Origin of the sequence: Acidovorax sp. Leaf73, assembly GCF_916855635.1 — a bacterium.
Classification (GTDB): domain Bacteria; phylum Pseudomonadota; class Gammaproteobacteria; order Burkholderiales; family Burkholderiaceae_C; genus Acidovorax; species Acidovorax facilis.
This window is the reverse complement of sequence record NZ_CAKASI010000004.1, coordinates 259,401-281,965: the sequence shown is the minus strand read 5'-3', so window position 1 is coordinate 281,965 and position 22,565 is coordinate 259,401. Positions and strand designations below refer to the sequence as shown.

General features: G+C 66.8%; 22 protein-coding genes. 6 read left to right on the top strand and 16 right to left on the bottom strand.

Features of this window, described 5'->3' with window-relative positions:
* Entirely contained in the window at positions 1-1,239 is a 1,239-nt protein-coding gene (locus LPA35_RS14565; RefSeq protein WP_228897463.1) for an FtsX-like permease family protein, read from the top strand.
* Positions 1,239-1,976: an ABC transporter ATP-binding protein gene (locus tag LPA35_RS14560; protein WP_228897462.1), complete on the top strand. Its 738-nt coding sequence runs from the start codon at positions 1,239-1,241 to the stop codon at positions 1,974-1,976. Before LPA35_RS14565 ends, LPA35_RS14560 begins: the two co-directional genes overlap by 1 nt.
* 106 nt (positions 1,977-2,082) lie before the next feature.
* On the opposite strand, the gene LPA35_RS14555 is transcribed toward LPA35_RS14560, so the two are convergent.
* From LPA35_RS14555 to LPA35_RS14525, 7 genes are read right to left on the bottom strand one after another with little or no spacing between them, the layout of a single operon-like run.
* Positions 2,083-3,927, bottom strand: a complete 1,845-nt coding sequence (locus tag LPA35_RS14555; RefSeq protein ID WP_228897461.1) for a lysoplasmalogenase family protein — start codon at positions 3,925-3,927, stop codon at positions 2,083-2,085.
* Positions 3,928-3,962: 35 nt separating this feature from the next.
* Positions 3,963-5,129, bottom strand: coding sequence for a DSD1 family PLP-dependent enzyme (locus LPA35_RS14550; RefSeq protein ID WP_228897698.1), 1,167 nt, complete (start codon positions 5,127-5,129; stop codon positions 3,963-3,965).
* Complete coding sequence (locus tag LPA35_RS14545; RefSeq protein WP_228897460.1) at positions 5,113-5,754, bottom strand: histidine phosphatase family protein; 642 nt, start codon at positions 5,752-5,754, stop codon at positions 5,113-5,115. The genes LPA35_RS14550 and LPA35_RS14545 overlap by 17 nt, the downstream gene beginning before the upstream one ends.
* A gap of 51 nt (positions 5,755-5,805) precedes the next feature.
* On the bottom strand, positions 5,806-6,423 hold the full coding sequence (locus LPA35_RS14540; protein ID WP_228897459.1) for a DUF4136 domain-containing protein: 618 nt from the start codon (positions 6,421-6,423) through the stop codon (positions 5,806-5,808).
* 55 nt (positions 6,424-6,478) lie between these two features.
* Entirely contained in the window at positions 6,479-7,447 is a 969-nt protein-coding gene (gene ttcA, locus LPA35_RS14535; RefSeq protein ID WP_228897458.1) for a tRNA 2-thiocytidine(32) synthetase TtcA, read from the bottom strand.
* A 4-nt stretch (positions 7,448-7,451) separates the two neighbouring features.
* Positions 7,452-7,823 (bottom strand): dihydroneopterin aldolase, encoded by a 372-nt coding sequence (locus tag LPA35_RS14530; protein WP_008907163.1) that lies wholly within the window; start codon positions 7,821-7,823, stop codon positions 7,452-7,454.
* Positions 7,824-7,849: 26 nt separating this feature from the next.
* Complete coding sequence (locus LPA35_RS14525; RefSeq protein ID WP_228897457.1) at positions 7,850-8,635, bottom strand: SDR family oxidoreductase; 786 nt, start codon at positions 8,633-8,635, stop codon at positions 7,850-7,852.
* A gap of 15 nt (positions 8,636-8,650) precedes the next feature.
* Here LPA35_RS14525 and LPA35_RS14520 point away from each other — a divergent pair, with 15 nt between their 5' ends.
* Positions 8,651-9,769: a class I SAM-dependent methyltransferase gene (locus tag LPA35_RS14520; protein ID WP_228897697.1), complete on the top strand. Its 1,119-nt coding sequence runs from the start codon at positions 8,651-8,653 to the stop codon at positions 9,767-9,769.
* 98 nt (positions 9,770-9,867) lie between these two features.
* On the opposite strand, the gene eutC is transcribed toward LPA35_RS14520, so the two are convergent.
* Genes eutC through LPA35_RS14490 form a run of 6 tightly spaced genes read right to left on the bottom strand, consistent with a single transcriptional unit; the run spans position 9,868 to position 16,658 of the window.
* On the bottom strand, positions 9,868-10,680 hold the full coding sequence (gene eutC, locus LPA35_RS14515) for an ethanolamine ammonia-lyase subunit EutC (RefSeq protein WP_228897456.1): 813 nt from the start codon (positions 10,678-10,680) through the stop codon (positions 9,868-9,870).
* Complete coding sequence (locus LPA35_RS14510; protein ID WP_228897455.1) at positions 10,677-12,086, bottom strand: ethanolamine ammonia-lyase subunit EutB; 1,410 nt, start codon at positions 12,084-12,086, stop codon at positions 10,677-10,679. The genes eutC and LPA35_RS14510 overlap by 4 nt, the downstream gene beginning before the upstream one ends.
* A 26-nt stretch (positions 12,087-12,112) precedes the next feature.
* Positions 12,113-12,889: a DeoR/GlpR family DNA-binding transcription regulator gene (locus LPA35_RS14505; RefSeq protein ID WP_228897454.1), complete on the bottom strand. Its 777-nt coding sequence runs from the start codon at positions 12,887-12,889 to the stop codon at positions 12,113-12,115.
* 10 nt (positions 12,890-12,899) lie between these two features.
* Complete coding sequence (locus tag LPA35_RS14500) at positions 12,900-14,576, bottom strand: ABC transporter permease subunit (protein ID WP_228897453.1); 1,677 nt, start codon at positions 14,574-14,576, stop codon at positions 12,900-12,902.
* Positions 14,573-15,580 (bottom strand): ABC transporter ATP-binding protein, encoded by a 1,008-nt coding sequence (locus LPA35_RS14495; RefSeq protein ID WP_228897452.1) that lies wholly within the window; start codon positions 15,578-15,580, stop codon positions 14,573-14,575. Before LPA35_RS14495 ends, LPA35_RS14500 begins: the two co-directional genes overlap by 4 nt.
* A gap of 52 nt (positions 15,581-15,632) precedes the next feature.
* Positions 15,633-16,658: an ABC transporter substrate-binding protein gene (locus LPA35_RS14490; protein WP_228897451.1), complete on the bottom strand. Its 1,026-nt coding sequence runs from the start codon at positions 16,656-16,658 to the stop codon at positions 15,633-15,635.
* A 217-nt stretch (positions 16,659-16,875) separates the two neighbouring features.
* Between LPA35_RS14490 and hisN the strand changes: the two genes are divergently transcribed.
* Together hisN and LPA35_RS14480 are read left to right on the top strand one after the other, a co-directional pair.
* Positions 16,876-17,682 carry a histidinol-phosphatase gene (gene hisN / locus LPA35_RS14485; RefSeq protein WP_228897450.1) on the top strand — a complete coding sequence of 269 codons (807 nt, stop codon included), beginning with the start codon at positions 16,876-16,878 and terminating at the stop codon, positions 17,680-17,682.
* A 32-nt stretch (positions 17,683-17,714) separates the two neighbouring features.
* Positions 17,715-17,909 (top strand): DUF2905 domain-containing protein, encoded by a 195-nt coding sequence (locus LPA35_RS14480; RefSeq protein ID WP_055396419.1) that lies wholly within the window; start codon positions 17,715-17,717, stop codon positions 17,907-17,909.
* An 18-nt stretch (positions 17,910-17,927) separates the two neighbouring features.
* On the opposite strand, the gene otsA is transcribed toward LPA35_RS14480, so the two are convergent.
* From otsA to otsB, 3 genes are read right to left on the bottom strand one after another with little or no spacing between them, the layout of a single operon-like run.
* Positions 17,928-19,304: an alpha,alpha-trehalose-phosphate synthase (UDP-forming) gene (gene otsA / locus LPA35_RS14475; protein ID WP_121507649.1), complete on the bottom strand. Its 1,377-nt coding sequence runs from the start codon at positions 19,302-19,304 to the stop codon at positions 17,928-17,930.
* 48 nt (positions 19,305-19,352) lie between these two features.
* Positions 19,353-21,158, bottom strand: coding sequence for a glycoside hydrolase family 15 protein (locus LPA35_RS14470; RefSeq protein ID WP_121507648.1), 1,806 nt, complete (start codon positions 21,156-21,158; stop codon positions 19,353-19,355).
* Positions 21,155-21,892, bottom strand: a complete 738-nt coding sequence (gene otsB / locus LPA35_RS14465) for a trehalose-phosphatase (protein WP_055396426.1) — start codon at positions 21,890-21,892, stop codon at positions 21,155-21,157. Before otsB ends, LPA35_RS14470 begins: the two co-directional genes overlap by 4 nt.
* 232 nt (positions 21,893-22,124) lie before the next feature.
* Between otsB and trxC the strand changes: the two genes are divergently transcribed.
* Positions 22,125-22,562, top strand: coding sequence for a thioredoxin TrxC (gene trxC / locus LPA35_RS14460; RefSeq protein WP_228897449.1), 438 nt, complete (start codon positions 22,125-22,127; stop codon positions 22,560-22,562).
* Positions 22,563-22,565: the final 3 nt, after the last annotated feature.

Here is a 22,565-nt window from a genome sequence, read left to right as displayed (position 1 = left end):
ATGTGGATCTGGCCTGGCTTCGAGTTGCGCGTGGCGCTGCGCTTTCTGCGCGAGGGCCGCATGCAGACCGTGCTCATCATCGTGGGGGTTGCGGCGGGGGTTGCGGTCATTGCCTACATCTCGGCGCTGATCAGCGGTCTGCAGTCGAACACCCTGGCCAAAACACTGGGCGCCCAGGCGCACATCACCCTGCGGGCGCCGGACGACCTGGTCATACCGGCAGCCCCTGCCTTGCCTGGCACCGCTGCGCTGACCGAAACCCAACCGCGTGCCCAGCGCCTGCGGTCCGTGGCCAACTGGCAGGCGCTGGTGCCGCTGCTGGAGCGCTTGCCCGAAGTCGCCGGGGTGTCGCCCATGGTGTCCGGCTCAGGCCTGGCGCTGCGCGGCGAGGCATCGCAGGCCATTGCCCTGATGGGCGTGGACCTGGACCGCTATGACCGCGTGGTGGGGCTGCGCTCCAAGGTGGTCAGTGGCACGGCGCGGTTGTCACCGGGCGAGGCCATCGTGGGGCGCGAGCTGGCCTCCGACTTGGGCGTGCGCGTGGGAGACCGCCTCACGGTGCAGACGAGCGGCGCGGGCGGTACGGTGAGTGATTCGGTGCGCGTCACCGCGCTCGTGGACCTGGGGGTGAAAGACCTGAACCGGCGCACCGTGATCGTGCCGCTGCGCGCGGCGCAAAGCCTGCTGGCGCTGCCGGGGGGCGCCAGCCAGCTCGACCTGACCTTGAAGGACGTGTGGGTGGCCCAGACGCTGGCGCGCGAACTGCAGGCCCAGTTCCCCTACAAGATCGAGAGCTGGCAAGAGAGCAATGCCCAGCTGGTGTCGGCACTCAATGCGCAGTCCATCAGCACCTCCATCATCCGGGGCGTGGTGTTGGCGGTGGTGGTGCTGGGTATTGCCAGCGTGCTGGTGGTCTCGGTGGTGCAAAAGGGCCGGGAGATCGGCATCCTGCGCGCCATGGGCGCCACGCGGGGCCAGGTGCTGCGCGTGTTTCTGGTGCAGGGCGCCGTGGTGGGTGCGCTGGGCTCGGTGCTCGGCCTTCTGCTGGCGGTGGCGCTGATCTGGGTGTTCACGCATTTTGTGCGGGGCTCGGATGGCCTGCCGTTGTTTTCGATCGCGCTGCCGCTGGGCATGGCATTGCAGATTGCACTCATTGCCTCGGTGTGTGGTGTGCTGGCGGCGGTGGCGCCTGCGCGGCGGGCAGCGGCGCTGGATCCAGCGCAAGCCATCAGGATGTGATGACCCAACCCGCCGCTCCCGAACTGATCGTGCTCGACGCCGTGCGCAAGAGCTACAACCTGGGCCGCCCCAGCGAGGCCGAGGTGCTGCACGGCATCCAACTGCAGGTGCGCCGGGGCGAGTTCATCGCGCTGATGGGGCCTTCGGGCTCGGGCAAGAGCACGCTGCTCAACATCCTGGGCCTGCTCGAACGCATGACGACGGGCAGCTATCTGCTGGACGGCGAGGCGGTGCAGGGCCTGGACGATGCGGCACTCACCCTGCGCCGGCGCAGCACCCTGGGCTTTGTCTTTCAGTTCCACCACCTGCTGCCTGCTTTCTCCGCGCTGGAGAACGTGACGCTGCCGGCCCTCATGGCCGAAGGCCGCGTCACCCCCGCCCACCGCGATCACGCGCGCAGCCTGCTCGACGCCGTGGGCCTGGCCCAGGCCATGGACAAGCGCCCCGCAGAGCTGTCAGGCGGCATGCAGCAGCGCGTGGCCATTGCGCGCGCGCTGGTCATGAACCCGCCGCTGGTGCTGGCCGATGAGCCCACGGGCAACCTTGACACCGCGTCCTCTGCCGAAGTGTTTGCCCTGCTGCGCCGTATCCATGCCGAGCGGGGCACGAGTTTTGTCGTGGTCACGCACGACCCCCGGCTGGCCGCGCGCTGCGACCGGCTGGTGGAGCTGATCGACGGCCGGATTGCCCGCGACGAGGCCATCACTGTGGGCGTGGAGCCTGCGCCCAGTGGGTGAGCTGCAGGCAGGTGATTTGCTATCAAATAAGTAGCTATTCGCACTTTATGCGAAAGCGCTGGCGGCAATTTTGGCTAAAAAACCATCGCACAGAGCACACAGGTGCTCAGGAGGAGCGTGAAGCCGTCCCTGGGGCGATGTTCGGAGCCCTGTCCCTAGCCATGTGCGTGCGGCCCTCTTCTCCGGCCGCGCCCGTTCGCTGCACTGCGGTGGCAGGCTCCGGGGCCTTGCTGGCCAGCCATCCACTGACGATCAGCGCCTGCGCCGCATAGTACGTGGCCAGCACCCAGACCTGCGCCATCGGCAGCGGCATCACAAACCGGTTGGTGGCCAGCAGCGAGTCGCTGAGCATGAAAAACCCGGCGCCGACCGCTACGAGCAGCGACGGCGCATCGCGCAACACCGTCGCCCGGCCGATGGCCTGGGCCGCCATCAGCGCGATCACCAGCACATAGGTCGCCACCGGCGCGCGCAGTGCAGGCGGCAGGCCACCCGCCCACAGAAAGGCGTACATGGCCACGCCAATGCCCAGTGTGGCGGCCAGCGCACCCCGGTGCGGAAACCACGCCTGCCCGCTTTTGAACAGCGCCACATAGAACAGATGCGCCACCAGAAAACTCACCAGGCCCGGGATGAAGAAGCCCTGGAACATGAGGAACACATCCCCGGCCAGCGATCCGGCCAGCGCGGCCGCGAGGAGACGCAGGGTCTTTGGGTTAAATTGGCCTCTAGCGCTTGGCGAATAAGCGCTAGCAGCTACCAAAACAAGAGCAAAAACCATCGTCAGCGGTTTGAACAGCCAGTGCCATTCCATGAACCCCAGCGCGCTGGTGGCGGTGGCCAGCGCGCCGCTTTGCAGCATCAGCGCCATCAGCACGGTGATACGTCCCTGCATCACTGCGCCCAGCGACCATTGCACCGTCAGCAGCACTGCAAACCAGATGGCGTTGCGTGCCAGCGGCGCCGCATCGGCCTGCCATAAAAATGCCGCCACACCCGCCAGTAGCAGCGCGAACTGCACCAGCGCAAACCACTGCACGGCGCGCGACATGGGCGGGTGGTACAGCTGCATCTGTGCCATGCGGAAGGCGGGCTTGGGAAAGCGCTCTGCCACATCGGCAGGCCGCCAGCCCGGAGGCTTGACCCAGACCTTGAGCTTGTCGAGCCAGCTGCGCGCGTGCCAGCTGTCATGTGCCAGCCCGGCGTACACCTGCGCGTTGGCCCAGAGTGGGTCCCAGCTGTTCAGCAGGCCGCGCGTGCCGTACACACACTTCTCCTGGTCGTCTTCGTCCTTGAAGGTGCCAAAAAGCCGGTCCCACAGGATCAGAATGCCGCCGTAGTTCTTGTCCAGGTAGGCGTCGTTCACTGCATGGTGCACCCGGTGGTTGCTGGGGCTGCAGAACCAGCGGTCAAACCAGCCGAGCTTGCCCACCTGCTCGGTGTGCACCCAGAACTGGTAAAGCAGATCGATGAGCGCCACCACGCCAAACACCAGCGGCGGCACGCCCGCCAGTGCCATGGGCACATAAAAGATCCAGCCCAGCAGCGCGCCCGAGCTGGTCTGGCGCAGCGCGGTGGAGAGGTTGTAATCCTGGCTCTGGTGGTGCACCGCGTGCGCGGCCCACAACACGGCCGATTCATGCCCCATGCGGTGCAGCCAGTAGTAGCACAGGTCGTAGAACACCAGTGCCAGCAGCCAGCCGGGCAGGCTGGTCCAGAATGCATCGTTGCGCCACAGCGCCACGTGCTCGAACAGGGCCGTGTAGATGCCGATGCGCAGCAGCCGGGTGAACACTGCGCTGGTCTGGCTCAGCATGCCCAGACTGATGCTGCTGACGGCATCGGCCAGGCGGTAGGTGTTGCGCTGCCTTCTGTAGCCCACCGCCAGTTCGATGGCGATCAGCAAAAAGAAGACGGGGGTCGCAAGGACAATGATCTGGCTGGGGCTCATGGGGACACCAAAATGTCCGCCGATTCTTGCCGCAATCAGGTCAGCGCGCCTCTGGCATCAACCCTGATGATGCGCTCCACAGTACCCGTCGCCAAACCGCCGCGCACGCCGATCAAAAAGTCGTGCAGGTTCACCGTCGGGTCGCAGTGGCCCGGGATGAGCCAGAGCATATGGCCCAGGCTGGGCAGGCGGGCGTCGGGCGCGTCGGCATACAGCAGGCCGTGTTCATCACCACCGTTGGCGTAACGCAGGGTGCGGTCGGCCGGCAGCAGGGCCACGGTGGGCAGGCCAGAGTCGATGGCGTGGCTCTTGTGGCCTGCGTCGCACACGGCGTGGGTGTCGCGCACCGACACCACCTGGGTCTTGACGTACAGCGCGTGTTCAAACGCGGGTTGTGCCGGTTCGCGCTCGTTGCGGGCGTAGTCGGCATCCATGAACAAGAAAGAGCCCGCCTGCAGCTCGCCAAACACGCCGCTGGCAGCCTCGTGCACCAGGGTGCCGGTGCCTGATCCGGTGACCAGCGGCACGGGCAGCCCGGCGGCTTCGATGAGCTGGCGCGTGTGGTCCGCCGCGCGCACCACGGCGGCGATGGTCTCGCGCCGACCCACGCTGCTGGCCAGGTGCTGGGCGCGCCCATGGTAGGCCTGCAGCCCCGCAAACCGCAGGCGGGGGCTGCGTGACACGGCCAGCGCGAGAGGCACGGCGGCCTCGCCCGGCGGCACGCCGCAGCGGCCCTGGCCCACGTCGATCTCGACCAGCACGTCGATGCCCGCATCGCTGCCGGATTGCGCCATGGCTTCGGCCAGGCGCTCAATGCCGTCGATGTGGTCCACGGCCACGCCCAGGCGCCCGCCGCGTGCCGCCAGTTGGGCGGCCAGCCGCGCCACGCGGTGCAGCTTGGGCATGGCGATGACCTGGTTGGTGATGGTGATGTCATCCACCCCACCGGCCGCCAGCGCCTCCGCCTCGGCCACCTTCTGCACGCACACACCCTGTGCGCCCGCGCGTTGTTGTAGCAGCGCGATTTCGGCACTCTTGTGCAGCTTGGCGTGGGGGCGCCAGCGCACCTGGTGCTTGCACGCAAAGTCGGCCATGCGCTGGATATTGCGGTCCATGGCGTCCAGGTCCACCACCAGAGCGGGGGTGTCGATCAGGTCCACGCGTTGGCCGACGGTGGATTGCAATTCAGGCGTGGGTTTCATCGCGCAGGACGACTTGGTCAAGGTGTTGGGTGTCTGCCCAGCCGACGAGGGTAAGGCCGTCAGGCGTCCACAGCAGGCGGTTGATGGCGGCGTTGGACAGTTGCCAGGTGCGCGGCGCCTGGATGTCCTGGCGCGTGGCCAGGCGGTACAACACATCGAGCACGCCGCCGTGCGCCACCATCACCACCTGCTCGCCCACATGCTGCTGCGCCAGGACGGTCACGGTGCGTTCGATGCGCTCGCGCAGCGCGACGAGCGACTCGCCACCTTCGGGGGTGTAGTGCGGATCGCGCTTGCGCCAGCGCAGCGCGTCTTCGGGCAGCTCGGCCTCGATCTCGGCAAACGTGCGGCCCTGAAAGTGGCCAAAACTACGTTCGCGCAGGCCGGGATCGGTCACCAAAGGCGCGCCCGTGGTGCGGGCCACGGCCTGGGCCGTGGCGTGCGCGCGCTGCAGGTCGCTGGTGTAGATGGCGGCAATCGGTTCACCCACCAGTGCCTGGGCGACCTGATCGGCCTGCCACAGCCCGGTGTTGTTGAGCGGAATGTCCAGGTGGCCCTGGATGCGGGTGTCCACGTTCCAGGCGGTTTCACCGTGGCGGATGGCAATGATGCGGGTAGCGTGCATGTCAGTTTTCGATGGCGTTGGATGTAGCTCGCAGCCGCTCAGGGGAATGTTTCATTTTTGCGCCAGGGGCAGGCGCACCTGTCGAGGGCCCTGGGGTGGTTTGGGAAAGCCATCGAGTGCGGCGTCAAACAGCACACCATAGACGGCCGGGTCACTCACCCACACATCTTCGTGCACGGCCGAGGTTTCGTACACCACCGCCTGGGTGTTGGCATCGCGCATCACGATGCTGACAGCGCGGCGGTGCAGGGGCGTGGGCTCGCCAAAGCGCCACCTGCCATGCACGCCCCAGCCTCGGCCATACCAGCCACCCACGCCCCAAGGGCCGGGGCCATACGCACCGTAGGGCCCGTAGGGGCTGAAAGGATCGTTGCGCGGCACCGTGTCAGCCTGCACGCCCAGTTGCACCCGCAGGCGGGGCGCGGCATCGTCGCGTTGCAGGCCGGCGCGTGCCAGGGACTGTTCTGCCAGTGCGGCGATGGCGTCAAACGATGGGGTTTGCTGCGAAGGCAGGCGTTCGATGCGGTAGGTGGCAGGTGCAGGCGCGGCCGCCAGGGTTGAGAAGCTCTGTACTTGCCCGTCGACCACGCGGGTGGTGCTGCAGCCCGCGAGCAAGGCGGTTGCCAAGCCCAGTACAAGAAGGGGAATCCATCGGCGTTGCGTTGTCATGGTCAGACGCTCCAGAAAAAGAAGTCTCCATGAGAGTGCCCCAGCTTGCCAGGGTTCACGACAGCTGCACCACCTGCACGCCGGGCAGCGATGGCGAGGGCGCCACAAACTCTTCCTTGTCAAACGCCTTGTCGCCGTCTTCGCTGGCGATGCCCGTGGCCTTCGCGTTCTTGAAGTCGTACAGGCTGCCGTCCAGCAGGTGCGATGGCACCACGTTCTGCAGCGCATTGAACATGTTCTCCACCCGGCCCGGGAAGCGCTTTTCCCATTCGCGCAGCATCTCGCCCACCTGCTTGCGCTGCAGGTTCTCCTGGCTGCCGCACAGGTTGCACGGGATGATGGGGAAGTTGCGGTGCGCAGCCCAGCGGGTGGTGTCCTTCTCAGCCACGTAGGCCAGCGGGCGGATCACCACATGCTTGCCGTCGTCGCTGACCAGCTTAGGGGGCATGCTCTTCATCTTGCCGCCAAAGAACATGTTGAGCAGCAGCGTCTGCAGGATGTCGTCGCGGTGGTGGCCCAGCGCGATCTTGGTGCAGCCCAGCTCATCGGCCACGCGGTACAGAATGCCCCGGCGCAGGCGGCTGCACAGGCTGCAGGTGGTCTTGCCCTCGGGGATCAGCTTCTTGACGATGCTGTAGGTGTCCTCGTTCTCGATGTGGAAGGGCACGCCGGTGCTGGCCAGGTATTCGGGCAGCACATGCTCAGGAAACCCCGGCTGCTTCTGGTCCAGGTTCACGGCCACCAGGTCAAAGTGAATGGGCGCGCGGGCCTTGAGCTTGAGCAGGATGTCGAGCAGCGCATAGCTGTCCTTGCCGCCGGACATGCACACCATCACCTTGTCGCCTTCTTCGATCATGTTGAAGTCGACGATGGCCTTGCCGACCTCGCGGCACAGGCGCTTTTCCAGCTTGTGGGTTTCGCGCTCGATCTTCATGCGGGCGGCGCCGCTGGTGGCTTCGGTGCTTTCCTCCGTCCAGCCAGTGGATTGGGCGGAAGTTGGGGCTTCATTCAATACTGCGCTCATGGGGTCACCACTGTCCTGTCTCGATGCGAATGGCCACTTCGCAGTCGTCAAAAATTTCGAGTTTGGCAATCTTCACCCGCACCCCCAGCACGCCGGGCAGCTGCATGAGGCGGTTGGCCAGCTTGCCGATCAGGCTCTCCAGCAGGTTCACATGCTCTGCTGTGCACTCGTCGATGATGATCTGGCGCACACGGCGGTAGTCCAGCACATGGCCGATGTCGTCGTCGCGCGGGGCCAGCGGCTGCACGCCCAGGCTCAGTTCGGCATCGACCTGGATGGGCTGGGGGTCGGTCTTTTCGTGGTCGAGGATGCCCAGGTTGGCGTCAAAGCGCAAACCGGTGAGCGTGAGGATCTGGGTGCCTGCAGCGGTGGTCATGAATAGGTCCTGGAGTGAGCGGGCGCTCACATCAAAGAGAAATCGCGGTCAAACTTCATCAGATGCTGGCCACCGTCGACCAGCAGCGTGGTGCCGGTCATCGACCGGTTCTCCAGCGCAAACTTCACCGCACTCGCCACGTCCTCGGCGGTGGACGAGCGGCCCAGGGGGCTGAGGGAGTGCAACTGGGCAAACTTTTCGTCGCTGAGCATGTGGCTGGTCAGCGTGAGGCCCGGCGCCACGCCCACCACGCGCACGCGCGGCGCCAGGGCGATGGCCAGCATGGTGCCCGCAGCTTCGAGTGCAGCCTTGGAGAGCGTGTAGCTCACAAAATCGGGGTTCTGGTTCCAGAGCTTCTGGTCCAGCAGGTTGACCACGGCGCCCTGCGCGTCGGCCTCGCCCTGGGCCGCGCGGTCGGCCACGTGCTGGTGCAGCGCCTGGGCCAGCAGCACGGGGGCGGCGGTGTTGCTGCGCAGGTGCTTTTCGAGCGCGGCAAAACCAAAGGTGGCGGCGTTGTCATGCTCGAACAACGAGGCGCTGTTGACCACCGCATCCAAACGGCCAAAGTGCGTCACCACGCGGGGCAACAAGCCGCGCACCGCAGCCTCATCCTCAAAATCAGCATCAAAATGGGCGCTAGCGCTTGTCAGTCGTGCGCAAGCAGCTACCGTATCGATAGCGTCCTGCTCGGACGATCGGTAGTGCACCGCTACTTGCCAGCCACCCGCCGCCAGGGCCAGCGCAATGCTGCGGCCCAGGCGCTTGGCGGCGCCTGTGACCAGAACGGTGCGTGGGTGGGAGGGAGTAGGCATGTGGGCTGGGAGACAATGCGGGCCGTGACCCAAAGACCCGACAGTTTAACGACCGCCCTGCACCAGCACATCACCCAGGCCATTGCCGCCGAGGGCGGATGGCTGGGTTTTGACCGCTTCATGGCCTTGGCCTTGTACACGCCCGGCCTGGGCTACTACGCCAACGGTTCCACCAAGTTCGGCGCCATGCCTGAGTCCGGCAGCGACTTTGTGACCGCGCCCGAGATGACCCCACTGTTCGGCCAGACGCTGGCCGTGCAGGTGGGTGAAGCCCTGGCCCAAACCGGCACCGACGAGGTCTGGGAGTTTGGCGCGGGCTCCGGCGCGCTGGCGCTGCAGTTGCTGGATGCGTTGGGCGATCAGGTGCAGCGCTACACCATCGTCGATCTGTCGGGCAGCCTGCGCGCGCGCCAGCAGGCCAAACTGGTGGCGCATGCCCACAAGCTGCGCTGGGTGGATGCCTTGCCCGAAAAATTCAGCGGCGTGGTGGTGGGCAACGAGGTACTGGACGCCATGCCCGTGCAACTGCTGGCGCGCCACGGCGGCCAGCAGGGCGGTGTGTGGCATGAGCGCGGCGTGGCGGTAGCTCAGGACGGCAGTTTTGCCTGGGCCGACCGCCCCACCGACCTGCGCCCGCCCATCGACATCGAAGGCCCGCAGGATTACCTGACCGAGATCCACGCCCAGGGCGAAGGCTTCATGCGCATGCTGGCCGACCGGCTCACGTGCGGCGCAGCCTTCTTGCTGGACTATGGGTTTGGCGAAGACGAGTACTACCACCCCCAGCGCCACATGGGCACCGTGATGTGCCACCAGGGCCACCTGGCCGATGGCGACCCGCTGGTGGCGGTGGGGCTCAAAGACATCACCGCGCACGTCAACTTCACCGCCATGGCGCTGGCCGCGCAAGAGGCGGGCCTCAATGTGCTGGGTTACACCACGCAGGCGCATTTCCTCATCAACTGTGGTTTGCTCCCCAAAATGGAGCTGCTACCACAAGCGGGACGGGCGACAGCGGCCAAATTGATCATGGAACACGAGATGGGCGAGTTGTTCAAGGTGCTGGCCGTGGGGGCAGGCGAGCCTTGGGAACCCGTGGGGTTTGCGCACGGGGACCGGTCGCACCGGTTGTGATCCAGGTATTCGTGTGCTTCGAGAAAGATAGCTGCAGGCGCTTGGTGGGCAAGCGTTAGAGCCGAATTTGGCTTGAAGTTTCCTTGGCTTCGACCGGTTCAGCCTGAACGGTCGGAGATCTGGTGGGAGCTCCCCGCCACCAGCGTCATCCCATCGCTGCGGTCCTTGAGTCCCACCCCCGTCAGCCCCAGTTGCCGCGCCTCCTGGCACAGCCACCACAGGCGCGCAGCGGCAGCGGCGGGGGGCAGGCCTTCCGGCCGCACGTTGGAGATGCAGTTGCGCTGCGCATCGTTACGCCCCACCTGCGGGTGCCAGGTCAGGTAGATGCCCAGGCTGTCGGGCGAGCTGAGGCCCGGCCGCTCGCCGATCAGCACCGCCACCAGGCGGGCGCCCAGCAGCGCGCCCACCTCGTCACCCAGCGCCACGCGGGCCTGCTGGGCAATCACCACGGGGCCCAGCTGCCAGCCTGCAGGTGTTTGCTGGCGAATCGCGTCGATGAGCGGCGGCGCCTGCCGCGCCACGGCCAGGGACGAGAGGCCGTCGGCCACGACCAGCAGCAGATCGATGGGAGTGGTTCCGTTTGCAGAGGACTCCCGCAGCGCCTGCGCATCGGCGTCGCACAGCCGTCGGCCCAGGTCGGGGCGCAGCAGGTAGGTGGCACGGTCGGGGGCGGCGCTGTGCACGGGGAGCGTTGCGCAGCCCTGGGCCTGCAACTGGGTGGCCAGCGCGTCGGCGTCCAGCGGGATGTGCACGGCGTCGCGCGCCTGCGCATGGGCCAGGCCAAAACGCAGCAGCTCGGCCGTGGGCAGGGCCGCGCCCGCGCGCCCCAGGGCCAGGCGCGCCTGGGTGTGGGCGCGGAGGTCGTCCCAGGGGTCGGGAGGGATGCCGTGTGGCGCTGGTTCGTGTGTCATGCGCCCAGCCTCCATTGCCGCATTTGTGCCAGCGCCGGGTGTTGATCGTGGGCAGGCAGCAGGCGTCCGCCTGCATCGGTGATGCGCATGCGCTGCAGCCAGGCGCCAAACTCGGGTGCGCACTGCAGGCCCAGCACCTCGCGCAGATAGAGCGCGTCGTGGAACGAAGTGCTCTGGTAGTTGAGCATGATGTCGTCCGCCCCCGGCACGCCCATGATGAAGGTCAGGCCCGCCGTGCCCAGCAGCGTCATCAGCGTGTCCATGTCGTCCGAGTCGGCCTCGGCGTGGTTGGTGTAGCAAACATCGCAGCCCAGCGGCACGCCCAGCAGCTTGCCGCAGAAGTGGTCTTCCAGGCCCGCGCGGATGATTTGCTTGCCGTCGTACAGGTATTCCGGGCCGATGAAGCCGACCACCGTGTTGGTCAGCAGCGGCGCAAACGCGCGGGCCACGCCATAGGCCCGAGCCTCACAGGTCTGCTGGTCCACGCCATGGTGCGCGTTGGCCGACAGGGCACTGCCCTGGCCGGTTTCAAAGTACATCACGTTGTCGCCCACTCCATCGCCAAAGTTTTTCCCGCGCCGCAGGGACAGTGCAGCCTCGCGCGCTTCTTGGAGCAGCGCCAGCGAAATGCCAAAGCTTGCGTTGGCCGCCTCGGTGCCCGCGATGGACTGGAACACTAGGTCCACCGGCGCGCCTTGCTCCACCATCTGAATCGTGTTGGTCACATGCGTGAGCACACACGACTGTGTGGGGATCTGCAGCCGCTCGATCACATCGCCCAGCATGTGCACCAGTCCGGTCAGGGCGGCGATGCTGTCGGTGGCGGGGTTCACGCCAATCACCGCGTCGCCCGCGCCGTACAGCAGGCCGTCGATCATCGACGCCGCAATGCCGCGCAGGTCGTCCGTGGGGTGGTTGGGCTGCAGGCGCACGGCCAGGTGGCCCGGCAGGCCGATGGTGTTGCGAAACCGCGTGACCACGCGGCACTTGCGCGCCACGGCGATCAAGTCCTGGTTGCGCATGAGCTTGCTCACGCCCGCCGCCATCTCGGGCGTGATGCCGGGTGCCACGGCGGCGAGCATGGCGCTGTCGGTGCCGTGGGCCAGCAGCCAGTTGCGGAAGTCGCCCACCGTTAGGTGGGCGAGGGGTGCGAACGCGGCGGCGTTGTGGGTGTCGAGGATCAGGCGGGTGACCTCGTCGCTTTCGTAGGGGATGAGTGCCTCGCTCAGAAAGCGCGTCAGGGGGATGTCGGCCAGGCACAGGCGCGCGGCGATGCGCTCCACAGCCGATGTGGCTGCCACGCCTGCCAGGGCGTCGCCCGAGCGCAGCGGCGTGGCCTTGGCCATCACTTCGCGCAGGTCGCTGAACTGCCAGCGCTCGCCGCCAATGGTGTGCTGGTAGGCCATGGTGTGCTCTGCCCCCTGTGAATGCCTCAGGCCACTACGATGTGACAGCCCGCTGCCTGCAGTGCCGAGAAGGCGGGCAAGGACCTGGCACCTGCGTCGGTGACCAGCGTGCCCACGTCGGCCAGGCTGGCATAGGTCACGCGGCTGGCTTGTCCCACCTTGCTGTGGTCGGCCAGCAAGATCAGCTCCTTGGCCTGCGCGGCCATGGCGCGGGCCACGGCGGCCTCGTGGTGTTCAAAGCTGGTGGCGCCACTGTGCACGCTGATGCCCACGGGCGAGAGCAGCGCCACGTCGGCGCGGTAGCGGTGGATTTCGGCCACGGTGGTGTCGCCGTGCGTGGCCTGCACGGCAGGGTCGGTGCGGCCACCGAGCAGGATCACGTCGTTGCGCGTGTTGCGCCCGGCGTCGGCCGCAGCGAGCTTGAGCGCCACGTTCAGCCCGTTGGTAATGATGGTCAGGCCCGACAGGCTCGACAACGCTTCGGCCAGCAGGGTGGTGGTGCTGCCCGCATCAATGAACAGCGTTTGCCCCGGCTGCAGCAGTTGCAAGGCGGTGCGGGCGATGGCGCGCTTTTCGCGCTCGCGCACCGCCTGGCGCACGGCCAGTGGGGGTTCGGGCTCTGGCCCCTGGGCCACCACGCCGCCGTGCACGCGCCGCAGAATGCCCTGCGACTCCAGCGCGAGGATGTCGCGGCGCACGGTCTCGCGCGACACATCCAGGTCTTGCGCAATGCGCTCGGTGCTCACACGCGAGAGCGTGGACAGCAGGGTGCGGATGCGGAGGAAACGTTCTTCTTGCAGCATGGTGGCGATGTTAGGCGGGCTTGGAACCTGGGGTGCGTCGGACGCGGCGCTGCGTGCCAAAGTGCAGCAGCAGCGCCAGCGAGCCCACCACCGCCATGATGCAGGTGGAGAACGCTGCCGCCTGCGAGGTCAGCCCCGCTTCATCCAGCCGCATCACCGTCACCGCCCCCATGGGCAGCGAGGGCGTGATGAGGAAGATGACCGCCGACAGCGTGACCATGGAGCGCATGAACAAGAACACCAGCACCGCCAGCAGCGTAGGCAGCAGCGCGGGCAGGTACACATCGCTCAGCACGCGGGCGGTGCTGCCGCCCAGCACGGTGGTGGCGTCTTCCAGCGTGGTGGGCACGTTGCGCATGCCGGTCATCATGGTCATGAAGCCCTGCGTGTGGTAATGGTAGTAGTTGCACAGCGCCAGCAACATGGCCGTGCCATACAGCATGCCCCAGGGCCAGGTGGCCGTGTTGAAGGTGAACACATAGGCCAGCCCCAGCACCAGCCCAGGCACGCCTACCGGCAAGGCTGATAGCGCTGTGGCTGCCTGCGCCAGCCGCCCCGGCAGGCGGCGGATGCCAAAGCACAGCACAAACAGCATCGCCGTGCCCACGCTGGCGGCCAGGGCCGACACCCACACCGAGGTCCACAGCGGCGCATAGCCGCCCGCAATGGTGATGTCGTAGTGCTTGAGCGTGAGGTCCAGCCGGTAGGGCCACAGCCGGATGAAGCTGGCCACCACCACCGTGAGCACCAGGGCCACGATGCTGCCCGCAATGCCCATGCAGGCGATGAAGAATGCGGTATCGCGCCCCGGGCGGCGGGTGAGCGTGGGCGGCAGGGCCGATTCGGCACCTGCCCCGGCGCGCTGTGCGGCCATGCGTTCGATGAACACCGACAACGCGGCGGGCGCCAGCAGCAGCATGCCCACCACCGCGCCCATGCCAAACTTCATCTGCCCGCTGACCTGGTTGTAGATCTCGGTGGCCAGTACGGCAAAGTTGCCGCCAATGACCACGGCGTTGCCAAAGTCAGTGATGGTGATGGTGAACACCACAAACCCCGCGCTCAGCAGGCCGTAGCGGGCCTGCGGCAGCGTGATGTCGCAAAACTGTCGCCACGGCGTGGCGCCCAGCACCTCGGCGGCGTCGTAATGCCGGGCATCGCCCTGGCGCAGCGCGGTGCGCACGATGAGCACGGCCTGCGGCAGAGCATAGAGCACGTCCGCAATCAGCAGGCCCCAAAAACCATAGATTTCGGGCCGCACGCCTAGCATCTTGCCCACGATGCCGTTGCGCCCCAGCAAAAAGATGAGGCCTAGCCCCAGCACCAGCGAGGGCGCCAGCATGGGTAGCGCCAGCGCACCGGCCACAAAGCGGCGGCCCGGCATGCAGGTGCGCTCCAGGCCAAACGCCACCACAAAGGCCAGCACCAGCGTGACGGCCGTGGTCACCGCGCCCAGCAGCAGGCTGTTGGCCAGGGCACGCCACACGCCGGGGGTGTCGAGCAGCGCGGCGTAGTTGCCCCAGCCGATGCCACCCGTGTCCTGCACCAGGCTGCGCCAGGCAATGGCCAGCATGGGCACGCCAAAGAAAAGCACCAGCGCGGCCAGCGGCAGAAGCAGGCAGGCGCGCAGCAGCCAGCGCTCGCTGGCATGCATGGGCGGCAGGTGGAGGGCTGCGGTGGTGTTCATGCGTGCACCCAGGCGCAGTCCTTCGCGCTCACCGAGATGTCCACGTTCTGGCCAGCCTTCCAGGTGCTGGCGCTGCTGGATTCGGCCAGCAGGTCCAGGTCGTTCCAGCGCAGCAGCACCCGCTGGATGCTGCCGAGGAAGGTGGTGCTGATGACGCGGCCCGCGCCCTGCGCGCTGGCCTGCAGCTGCAGGCGTTCGGGGCGGATGCACAGCAGGGCGGATTCGGGCGCCATGCCTTCGGGGGCATCGCCCAACGCGGGCTGCAGCAGCCGTGCCTGGGCGGGCGGCAGCAGGTTGCTGTGCCCCATGAAGTTGGCCACGAAGCGGGTGCGCGGCGCCAGGTACAGCTCGCGCGGCGAGCCCGCCTGTGCAATGCGACCGCCCTGCATGCAGACGATGCGGTCGGCCATGGCCAGGGCTTCTTCCTGGTCGTGCGTGACCATGATGGTGGGAATGCCCAGGCGGCACTGCACCTCGCGCAGCTCATGGCGCAGGTCGGCGCGCACGCGGGCGTCCAGGGCCGACAGGGGCTCGTCGAGCAGCAGCAGAGAGGGGTTCACCGCCAGTGCCCGCGCAATGGCCACGCGCTGCTGCTGGCCGCCCGACAGTTGCGCCGGGTAGCGCGTGCCAAAGTCGGCCAGCTTCACCATGTCCAGCAGCTCGGCCGTGCGCGCCTGCACCACATCGGCCGGCGTGCGGCGGATGGCTAGGCCGTAGCCCACGTTCTGCGCCACCGTCATGTGCGGGAACAGCGAGTACGACTGGAACACGATGCCAAAGCCCCGGTCGCGCGCCGGCAGCGTGGCCAGGTCGCGGCCGCCCAGCGTGATGCGGCCGCCATCGGCAGGCAGCAGCCCCGCGATGATGCGCAGCAGCGTGGTCTTGCCGCATCCGCTGGGGCCGAGCAGGCACACGAACTCCGAGGCGCCCACCGCGAGGTGGATGCGTTCGAGCGCGACCTGGCCGTCAAAGCTCTTGTGCAGGTCGGTGATCTGCAGGGACATGGTGTGTGGTCCTCGGGGAGTGCGGTTCAGTGCAGCGGTTCGGTACAGCGGTTCAGCGGCCGATGGTCTTTTGCCAGGCGCTCAGGATCGCGTCGCGTTCCTTGGCGGACTTGGCAAAGTCCATGGGGTAGAGCACCTTGGAGAGGTCGGCGGGCAGGCCTGCCGCTGCGGCCGCCTTGGATTGCGGCACGCCGGGCACGGTGACGATTTCCTTGTACTTGGTGTAGAGCTGCGCCGCGCCGGGCGACAGCGTCCAGTCCAGAAAGCGCTTGGCGTCGGCCTTGTTCTTGGAGCTGGCCATCAGGCCCGAGGCTTCCAGCTCATAGCCCGCGCCGTCGGTGGGGATCACCATCTTGACCGGGTAGCCCTCGTCCACCGACTGCATGGCCGCAAACGCCAGCGAGGTGCCAATCGCAAACTCACCCGCCCGCGCGGCCTTGCAGGGGCGCGAGCCCGACTTGATGTACTGCGCCACGTTGCCGTCCATAGCCTTGATGAGCTTCCAGCCCTCGTCAGTGCCGCGCGACTGGATCAGCGCGGCGATCTGCAGGTAGCCTGTGCCCGAGGACACCGGGTTGGGCATGACGACCTCGCCCTTGTAGACGGGGTTGGTGAGGTCCTTCCACGACGTGGGCATGGGCAGCTTCTTGGCCTTGAGCACCTCGGTGTTCACACAGAACGCGGCCATGTAGCCGGTGGTGGTGAACCATTTGCCATCGGCGGCCTTGTCCTTGGCAGCCAGCTTGTCGCTGCCCTTGGGGCTGTAGGGCTCCAGCAGGGCGGTGATGCGCGGGTCCAGCGTGTTGGTCAGCGCCCAGCCCCAGATCACATCGTGCTGCGGATTGGCGGCTTCGGCCAGGATGCGCGCGCCCAGGTCGCCGGTGGACAGGCGCAGCACTTTGACATCCACATCGGGCAAGTCCTTTTTGGCGGCGGCCAGGTATTCCTTGATCTCGTCTTCTTCGAGCGCGGTGTAGGCCGTGACGGTGCCCGCCTGGGCGGCGGTCAGCCCGCAGGCCAAGGCGCCCAGCACGGGCAGCAGGCGCAGGGCGGCAAAGAGGGAGGAGCGTGTGCGCATGAATTTCTCCAGAACGGTGCGTTGCCAAAAAACAGTGCGGGGTCACCGCAGGCCAGGGGATTTGTTCACCAAAGTTGTGCGTTTTATTGCACTTGTGCAAATTATTGTTTTTGCACGAAAATACACAAGCACTAAATATGCCAACCCGTTCATGCCGAGCGGAAGGCCCTTTTTCATTGCCCAACCACTGCCCGGACCTCTTCCCTTGACCCTTCCCATGAACACTTTGCCAACCCCCGTTTCCCCCTTCCTGGCCCTGGCGCACGCCCTGGCCGATGCGGCCCGTGTGCACTCACTGCGGTACTTCCGCACCCCGCTGGATGTGCTGACCAAATCGGACGAGAGTCCGGTCACCATTGCCGACCGCGAGGCCGAGGCCGCGATGCGCGCGGTGCTGCAGGCGCAGGCGCCCACGCACGGCATCCTGGGCGAGGAGCATGGCCGCGAGCGGCTGGACGCCGAGTACGTGTGGGTGATCGACCCCATCGACGGCACCAAGAGCTTCATCACCGGATCGCCGCTGTGGGGCACGCTGGTGGCACTGCTGCACCAGGGCCAGCCCGTGCTGGGGCTCATGGATTTGCCGGTGCTGGGTGAGCGCTGGACGGGGCTGGCAGGCCAGCTGACGCAGTGCAATGGCCAGCCTGTGCGGGCCAGCGGGTGTGAACAACTGGCGCAGGCCCGCATCTACACCACGTCGCCGGACGCCTTTGGTGCGGCCGACTGGCAGTGTTTTGACGCGCTCAGCCGCCAGTGCGCGCTGCGCCGTTTTGGCGGCGACTGCTATGCCTATGCCCAGCTGGCGGGCGGGCATGTGGACCTGGTGGTGGAGGCAGGGCTGCAGCCCTACGACTACCTCTCGCTGGTCTGCCTGGTGGAAGGCGCGGGCGGGTGCATTACCGACTGGCAGGGCCGCGCGCTCACGGTGGCATCGGATGGGCGGGTGGTGGCGGCTGCCACGCCGCAGCTGCATGCCCAGGCGCTGGCCCTGCTGGCTGACCGGGTCGACCGGGCCACGGCGTAGCCGAATGCGGTGGCGCCTACACTCGGCGCACCATGTTCCGCTGGCTCCTCGTCATTCTCCTGGCCCTGATGTTCATCAGCTGGCTCACACCGCTGCTGCGCCGCCTGGGCTTTGGGCGCCTGCCGGGGGACTTCCGGTTTCGCTGGCTGGGGCGCGACTGGGATGTGCCGCTGGCGTCCACGCTGCTGCTGAGCTTCGTGGTCAGCCTGATCACCAAGCTGTTGTAACGGGCCGCAGCTGGGCGGCTACCCCGCCGCCTGCAATGCGTCCAGAAACGCCTTGCGCCACCAGTGCACGTCGTGCTGGCGTATACGGGCCATCAGCTTTTGATGGCGCGCCTGCCGCTCCACCAGCGGCATCTGCAATGCCTGCTGGATGCTGTCGGCCATGCCTTGGGTGTCGTAGGGGTTCACCAGCAGCGCTTCTTTCAGCTGCTCGGCCGCACCGGCAAAGCGTGACAACACCAGCACGCCCGGGTCGTCCGGGTCTTGCGCCACCACGTACTCCTTGGCCACCAGGTTCATGCCGTCGCGCAGTGGCGTGACCAGCCCCACGGCGGCGGCGCGGCACAGGCCCGGAACCCGCTTGCGGGCCACCATACGGTGGATGTAGCGCACGGGCATCCAGTCCAGTTCGCCGTAGTCGCCGTTGACAGCGCCACACAGACCTTCCAGCTCCTGGCGCAGGTCGGCATAGGCGTTGACGTCGTCGCGCGTGGGCGAGGCGATCATGATGAGCGTGGCGCTGTCGCGGTTTTCCGGGTAGCGGTCCAGCAGTTCGCGAAAGGCCCGCACACGTTGCGGAATGCCCTTGGAGTAGTCGAGCCGGTCAATGCCCAGCAGCAGGCGCCTGCGTGAATACTCGTCGCGCATGTTCTCGTAGGTTTCCACCGCGTCGGGCGCGTGCGTGAGGCGTGTGAATTCGTCCACGTCGATGCCGATGGGAAAGGACTGCACCACCACGGTGGCTCCAAACGCGCGCACGCGCTTTTCGTCCACCTCTTCCGCGCTGCCTTCGTTGCGCACATAGCGCGTGAAATGCGACACGTCGGCCTCGCTCTGCAGACCGACCAGGTCGTAGGCAAACAGCGAGCGCATCAGCCACTCATGCTGCGGGATGGCCGCCATGATGAGCGGCGGCGGCATGGGAATGTGCAGAAAGAACCCGATGCGCTGCTTGCAGCCCATGGCCCGCAGCTCGGCCGCCAGCGGGATCAGGTGGTAGTCGTGCACCCAGATCACGTCGTCGTCGCGCAGCAGCGGCAGCAGCTTGCGCGCAAACATCTGGTTCACGCGGCGGTAGCCCGCGATGTAGCTGGCGTTGAAGTCGGCCAGGTCCAGGCGGTAATGGAACACCGGCCACAGCACGCTGTTGCTGTAGCCGTGGTAGTAGCTGTCGTGGTCTTCGCGGCACAGGTCCACGGTGGCCAGGGTGACGGCACCTGCCTGCCGGGTGTGCAGTTCGCCCTCGCCGGGTGTGCCGCCTTCGACCACAGTGCCGCTCCAGCCGAACCAGAGGCCCCCGGTCTGGTTCAGGGCTTCGCCCAGGGCGACGGCCAGGCCGCCGGCGGCGGGTTTTCGGGGGTCTGCAAGGCGGTTGGAGATGACAACAAGACGGCTCATGGGTTCATCATCGTTGTGGATCGCCCCGGGCCGCTGTCGGACAGTGCCTCAAATCACGCTGTCCCAGGGGGCCGACAGGCGCACGGCGGCGTTGATGACGCCCACCATGGAGTAGGTCTGCGGAAAGTTGCCCCACATTTCCTGGGTCTCGGGGTGCGTGTCTTCGGACAGCAGGCCCAGCGGATTGCGGGCGGCCAGCATGGTCTCGAAGATGGCGCGGGCCTCGGCCTTGCGGCCAATGCGCGCCAGCGCGTCGATGCGCCAGAAGGTGCAGATGTTGAAGGCCGTCTCGGGCTTGCCGAAGTCGTCGGCCGCCTCGTAGCGGCGCATGTAGGGGCCATCGCACAGGCTCTTTTCCATGGCCTCCACGGTGCTCACAAAGCGTGGGTCCTTGGGGTCGATCAGGCCCACCTCGGCCATCAGCAGCACGCTCGCGTCGAGTTCATGGCCGCCAAAACTCTCGGCGAACGCCTGGCGCGCTTCGCACCAGGATTTGTCGAGGATCTCGGCGCGCATGCGGTCGGCATGCTGCTGCCAGTGGCTGGTACGGTCGGCCAGCTGCAGGGTGGCGGCGATCTTGGCCAGCCGGTCGCAGGCTGCCCAGCTCATCAGCGCGGACGAGGTGTGCACCCTGGCGCGCGTGCGCAGCTCCCACATGCCGGCGTCGGGCTGGCCATACACACGCACCGCGTTCTCGCCCACCTGTTCCAGCCGCGTGAACTCGGCCAGGCCCGCACGGTGCAGCAGGCGGTGGTCGTGGAACGCCTGGGCTGCGCCCAGCACGATGTTGCCGTACACATCGTGCTGAAAATGCTCGGCCGCCTGGTTGCCCACGCGCACCGGACCCATGCCCCGGTAGCCCGCCAGCTGCGGCACAAGGCTCTCGGGCAGTTCTTGCTCCAGGCCAATACCGTACAGCGGCTGGATGTGGCCATCTCCGCCTTCCACCACCACGTTGCTGAGCCAGCGCAGGTAGTCCTCCATGGTGCCCACTTCGGAGATGCTGTTGAGCGCGCGCACCACGAAGAACGCATCGCGCAGCCAGCAGTAGCGGTAGTCCCAGTTGCGGCCGCTGTGGGCGGACTCGGGGATGCTCGTGGTCATGGCGGCCACGATGGCGCCGGTGTCTTCGTACAGCGAAAGCTTGAGCGTGATGGCCGCGCGGATCACGGCCTCCTGCCACTCCAGCGGCACGGCCAGAGCGCGGGTCCAGCTGCGCCAGTAGGAGGTGGTCTCCTGCTCAAACAGGCGCGCGGTGTCGGCGATGCCCTCCACCAGCGTCTCGTCCGCCCCCAGCAGAAAGTTGTGTTCGCGTGTGAGCACAAATGCCTGGCCCGACAGCACATGCGACACCGGCGCATCGGTGGACAGGCGCAGCGTCATGCTCTCGCCCACGTAGCGGATGTGGTTGCTGCCGCGTGTGATCTCGGGAGTGGTTTGGCCCCAGTCGTAGCGCACCTTGAGCGCCACACGGATGCGCGGCGCACCCTGGATGGGGCGCACCCGGCGCACCAGCGTCATGGGGCGAAAGTAGCGCGAGCGGCTGTAAAAGCGCGGCGCAAAATCGGTGATCTCGATGCCGTGGCCCGCCTTGTCAAACAGCTGCGTGCGCAGGATGGCGGTGTTCGGCTCGTACCACTGGTGGGCCGATGCCAGGTCTTCCAGTTCGATCGCGAAGTGGCTGCCTTCGTCGCCGGGCTGCAGCAGGGCGTTGAACACCGGGTCGCCATCAAAACGGGGCAGGCAGCACCACACCATGCGGGCGTGGTTGTCGATCAGTGCGCTGATGGCGCAGTTGCCGATCATCCCGAGGTTGAGTGAGCCCGCTTGGGGATCGTTGGCTGCCGTGTTCATCGTTCGCGCTCCAAGGTCGTACGTGCAGAAGACAGCCAGCCGCGCAAGGCGGCGGATGTCATGCAGCGGTGTTGTGCCATGGTCGGCCCTTCGCCCACCTTGATGCCCCAGCCGCCTAGTGCCTGAACTGCGGCAAAGCCAGCCTCATCGGTGACGTCATCTCCCACAAAGACTGGGGTGCGCCCGGCAAAGGGGGCCTGTGTCATGAAATCGAGAATGGCCTGGCCTTTGTGGACGCCCCGGGGCTTCACTTCAAAGACACATTTACCGCGCAGCAGTTCCACACCCTCCACCTGCTGCATGGCGCGCACGAGGGTGTCGTGGCACAACCCTTCCAGGTGGGGGGCCTGGCGGTAGTGCAGGGCCACGCTCGCGCGCTTGGGCTCTACCAGCAACCCCGGATAGTGCGCCGCAAGGTCGTACGCAGCCCGCAGAACGTTCTCCAGGTCTGGCGGCAGAACGGCAGGGTGGGATGTGTCGGTCAGTCGGTATTGGGCACCATGCTCGCTGGCCAGCGGCAGGTGCAGCGGGGCCAGAAATCCGTCGATGTCGGCCTCAGGCCGCCCGGTCACGATGGCCAGCGCGCCGTCCAGATGGGTGTACAGCGATGACAGCGTGGGGACCAGCCCGGAAGCGATGCGCACCGCCTCGGGGCGCGGCGCCAGCTCGGTGAGCGTGCCGTCAAAGTCCAGAAAAAGCGCATGGGCAGTTGTCAGTAGGGGGAGCAGCTGCATGGGCGAAACCTTATCAGACGCAGTGAAGCTGACCCGGGTGAAAGGGTGTTTCAGCGCTGGTAAACGCGCGCAAGGTGTGCGACGGGGTGCAACATCAAGACCTCAGGACTGCTAGGCCCGCTCTTGAAACGCCCGGCTTGTGCCGCCATGTGTAAGAACCTGTTGCGATCCCCGAAAAGATCTTGAACAGGTTCTAAGAGGCCCGCTTTTTGCTCACACCGATTGCCGCACCATGACCGAAGCCCTGCACATCGTCTGCCCCCATTGCCACACCACCAACCGCGTGCAGCGCGCCGACCTGGGCAACGCGCCCGATTGCGGAAAGTGCCATCAGTGCCTTTTCGCGGGGGCGCCGCTGGAGCTGGATGCCACCAGTTTTGACAAGCATGTGGTGCGCAGCCACATCCCCGTGCTGGTGGACTTCTGGGCGCCCTGGTGCGGGCCTTGCCGCCAGATGGCCCCGGCCTTTGCGCAGGCCGCCCGCGAGCTGGAGCCGCGTGTGCGCCTGGCCAAGCTCAACACCGAAGACCACCAGGCCATCGCGGCGCGTTATGCCATCCGCAGCATTCCGACCATGATTTTGTTCCAGCAGGGGCGCGAGGTGGCGCGCGTTTCGGGCGCGCTGGGGGCTGCGGACATCGTGCGCTGGGTGCGAACAGCGGCAGTTTAAAAA

Bases quoted from the DNA above. Each gene is read 5' to 3' on its own strand.
- LPA35_RS14565 (WP_228897463.1), top strand. From the start codon at position 1: ATGTGGATCTGGCCTGGCTTCGAGTTGCGCGTGGCGCTGCGCTTTCTG.
- LPA35_RS14560 (WP_228897462.1), top strand. From the start codon at position 1,239: ATGACCCAACCCGCCGCTCCCGAACTGATCGTGCTCGACGCCGTGCGC.
- LPA35_RS14555 (WP_228897461.1), bottom strand. From the start codon at position 3,927: ATGAGCCCCAGCCAGATCATTGTCCTTGCGACCCCCGTCTTCTTTTTG.
- LPA35_RS14550 (WP_228897698.1), bottom strand. From the start codon at position 5,129: ATGAAACCCACGCCTGAATTGCAATCCACCGTCGGCCAACGCGTGGAC.
- LPA35_RS14545 (WP_228897460.1), bottom strand. From the start codon at position 5,754: ATGCACGCTACCCGCATCATTGCCATCCGCCACGGTGAAACCGCCTGG.
- LPA35_RS14540 (WP_228897459.1), bottom strand. From the start codon at position 6,423: ATGACAACGCAACGCCGATGGATTCCCCTTCTTGTACTGGGCTTGGCA.
- ttcA (WP_228897458.1), bottom strand. From the start codon at position 7,447: ATGAGCGCAGTATTGAATGAAGCCCCAACTTCCGCCCAATCCACTGGC.
- LPA35_RS14530 (WP_008907163.1), bottom strand. From the start codon at position 7,823: ATGACCACCGCTGCAGGCACCCAGATCCTCACGCTCACCGGTTTGCGC.
- LPA35_RS14525 (WP_228897457.1), bottom strand. From the start codon at position 8,635: ATGCCTACTCCCTCCCACCCACGCACCGTTCTGGTCACAGGCGCCGCC.
- LPA35_RS14520 (WP_228897697.1), top strand. From the start codon at position 8,651: ATGCGGGCCGTGACCCAAAGACCCGACAGTTTAACGACCGCCCTGCAC.
- eutC (WP_228897456.1), bottom strand. From the start codon at position 10,680: ATGACACACGAACCAGCGCCACACGGCATCCCTCCCGACCCCTGGGAC.
- LPA35_RS14510 (WP_228897455.1), bottom strand. From the start codon at position 12,086: ATGGCCTACCAGCACACCATTGGCGGCGAGCGCTGGCAGTTCAGCGAC.
- LPA35_RS14505 (WP_228897454.1), bottom strand. From the start codon at position 12,889: ATGCTGCAAGAAGAACGTTTCCTCCGCATCCGCACCCTGCTGTCCACG.
- LPA35_RS14500 (WP_228897453.1), bottom strand. From the start codon at position 14,576: ATGAACACCACCGCAGCCCTCCACCTGCCGCCCATGCATGCCAGCGAG.
- LPA35_RS14495 (WP_228897452.1), bottom strand. From the start codon at position 15,580: ATGTCCCTGCAGATCACCGACCTGCACAAGAGCTTTGACGGCCAGGTC.
- LPA35_RS14490 (WP_228897451.1), bottom strand. From the start codon at position 16,658: ATGCGCACACGCTCCTCCCTCTTTGCCGCCCTGCGCCTGCTGCCCGTG.
- hisN (WP_228897450.1), top strand. From the start codon at position 16,876: ATGAACACTTTGCCAACCCCCGTTTCCCCCTTCCTGGCCCTGGCGCAC.
- LPA35_RS14480 (WP_055396419.1), top strand. From the start codon at position 17,715: ATGTTCCGCTGGCTCCTCGTCATTCTCCTGGCCCTGATGTTCATCAGC.
- otsA (WP_121507649.1), bottom strand. From the start codon at position 19,304: ATGAGCCGTCTTGTTGTCATCTCCAACCGCCTTGCAGACCCCCGAAAA.
- LPA35_RS14470 (WP_121507648.1), bottom strand. From the start codon at position 21,158: ATGAACACGGCAGCCAACGATCCCCAAGCGGGCTCACTCAACCTCGGG.
- otsB (WP_055396426.1), bottom strand. From the start codon at position 21,892: ATGCAGCTGCTCCCCCTACTGACAACTGCCCATGCGCTTTTTCTGGAC.
- trxC (WP_228897449.1), top strand. From the start codon at position 22,125: ATGACCGAAGCCCTGCACATCGTCTGCCCCCATTGCCACACCACCAAC.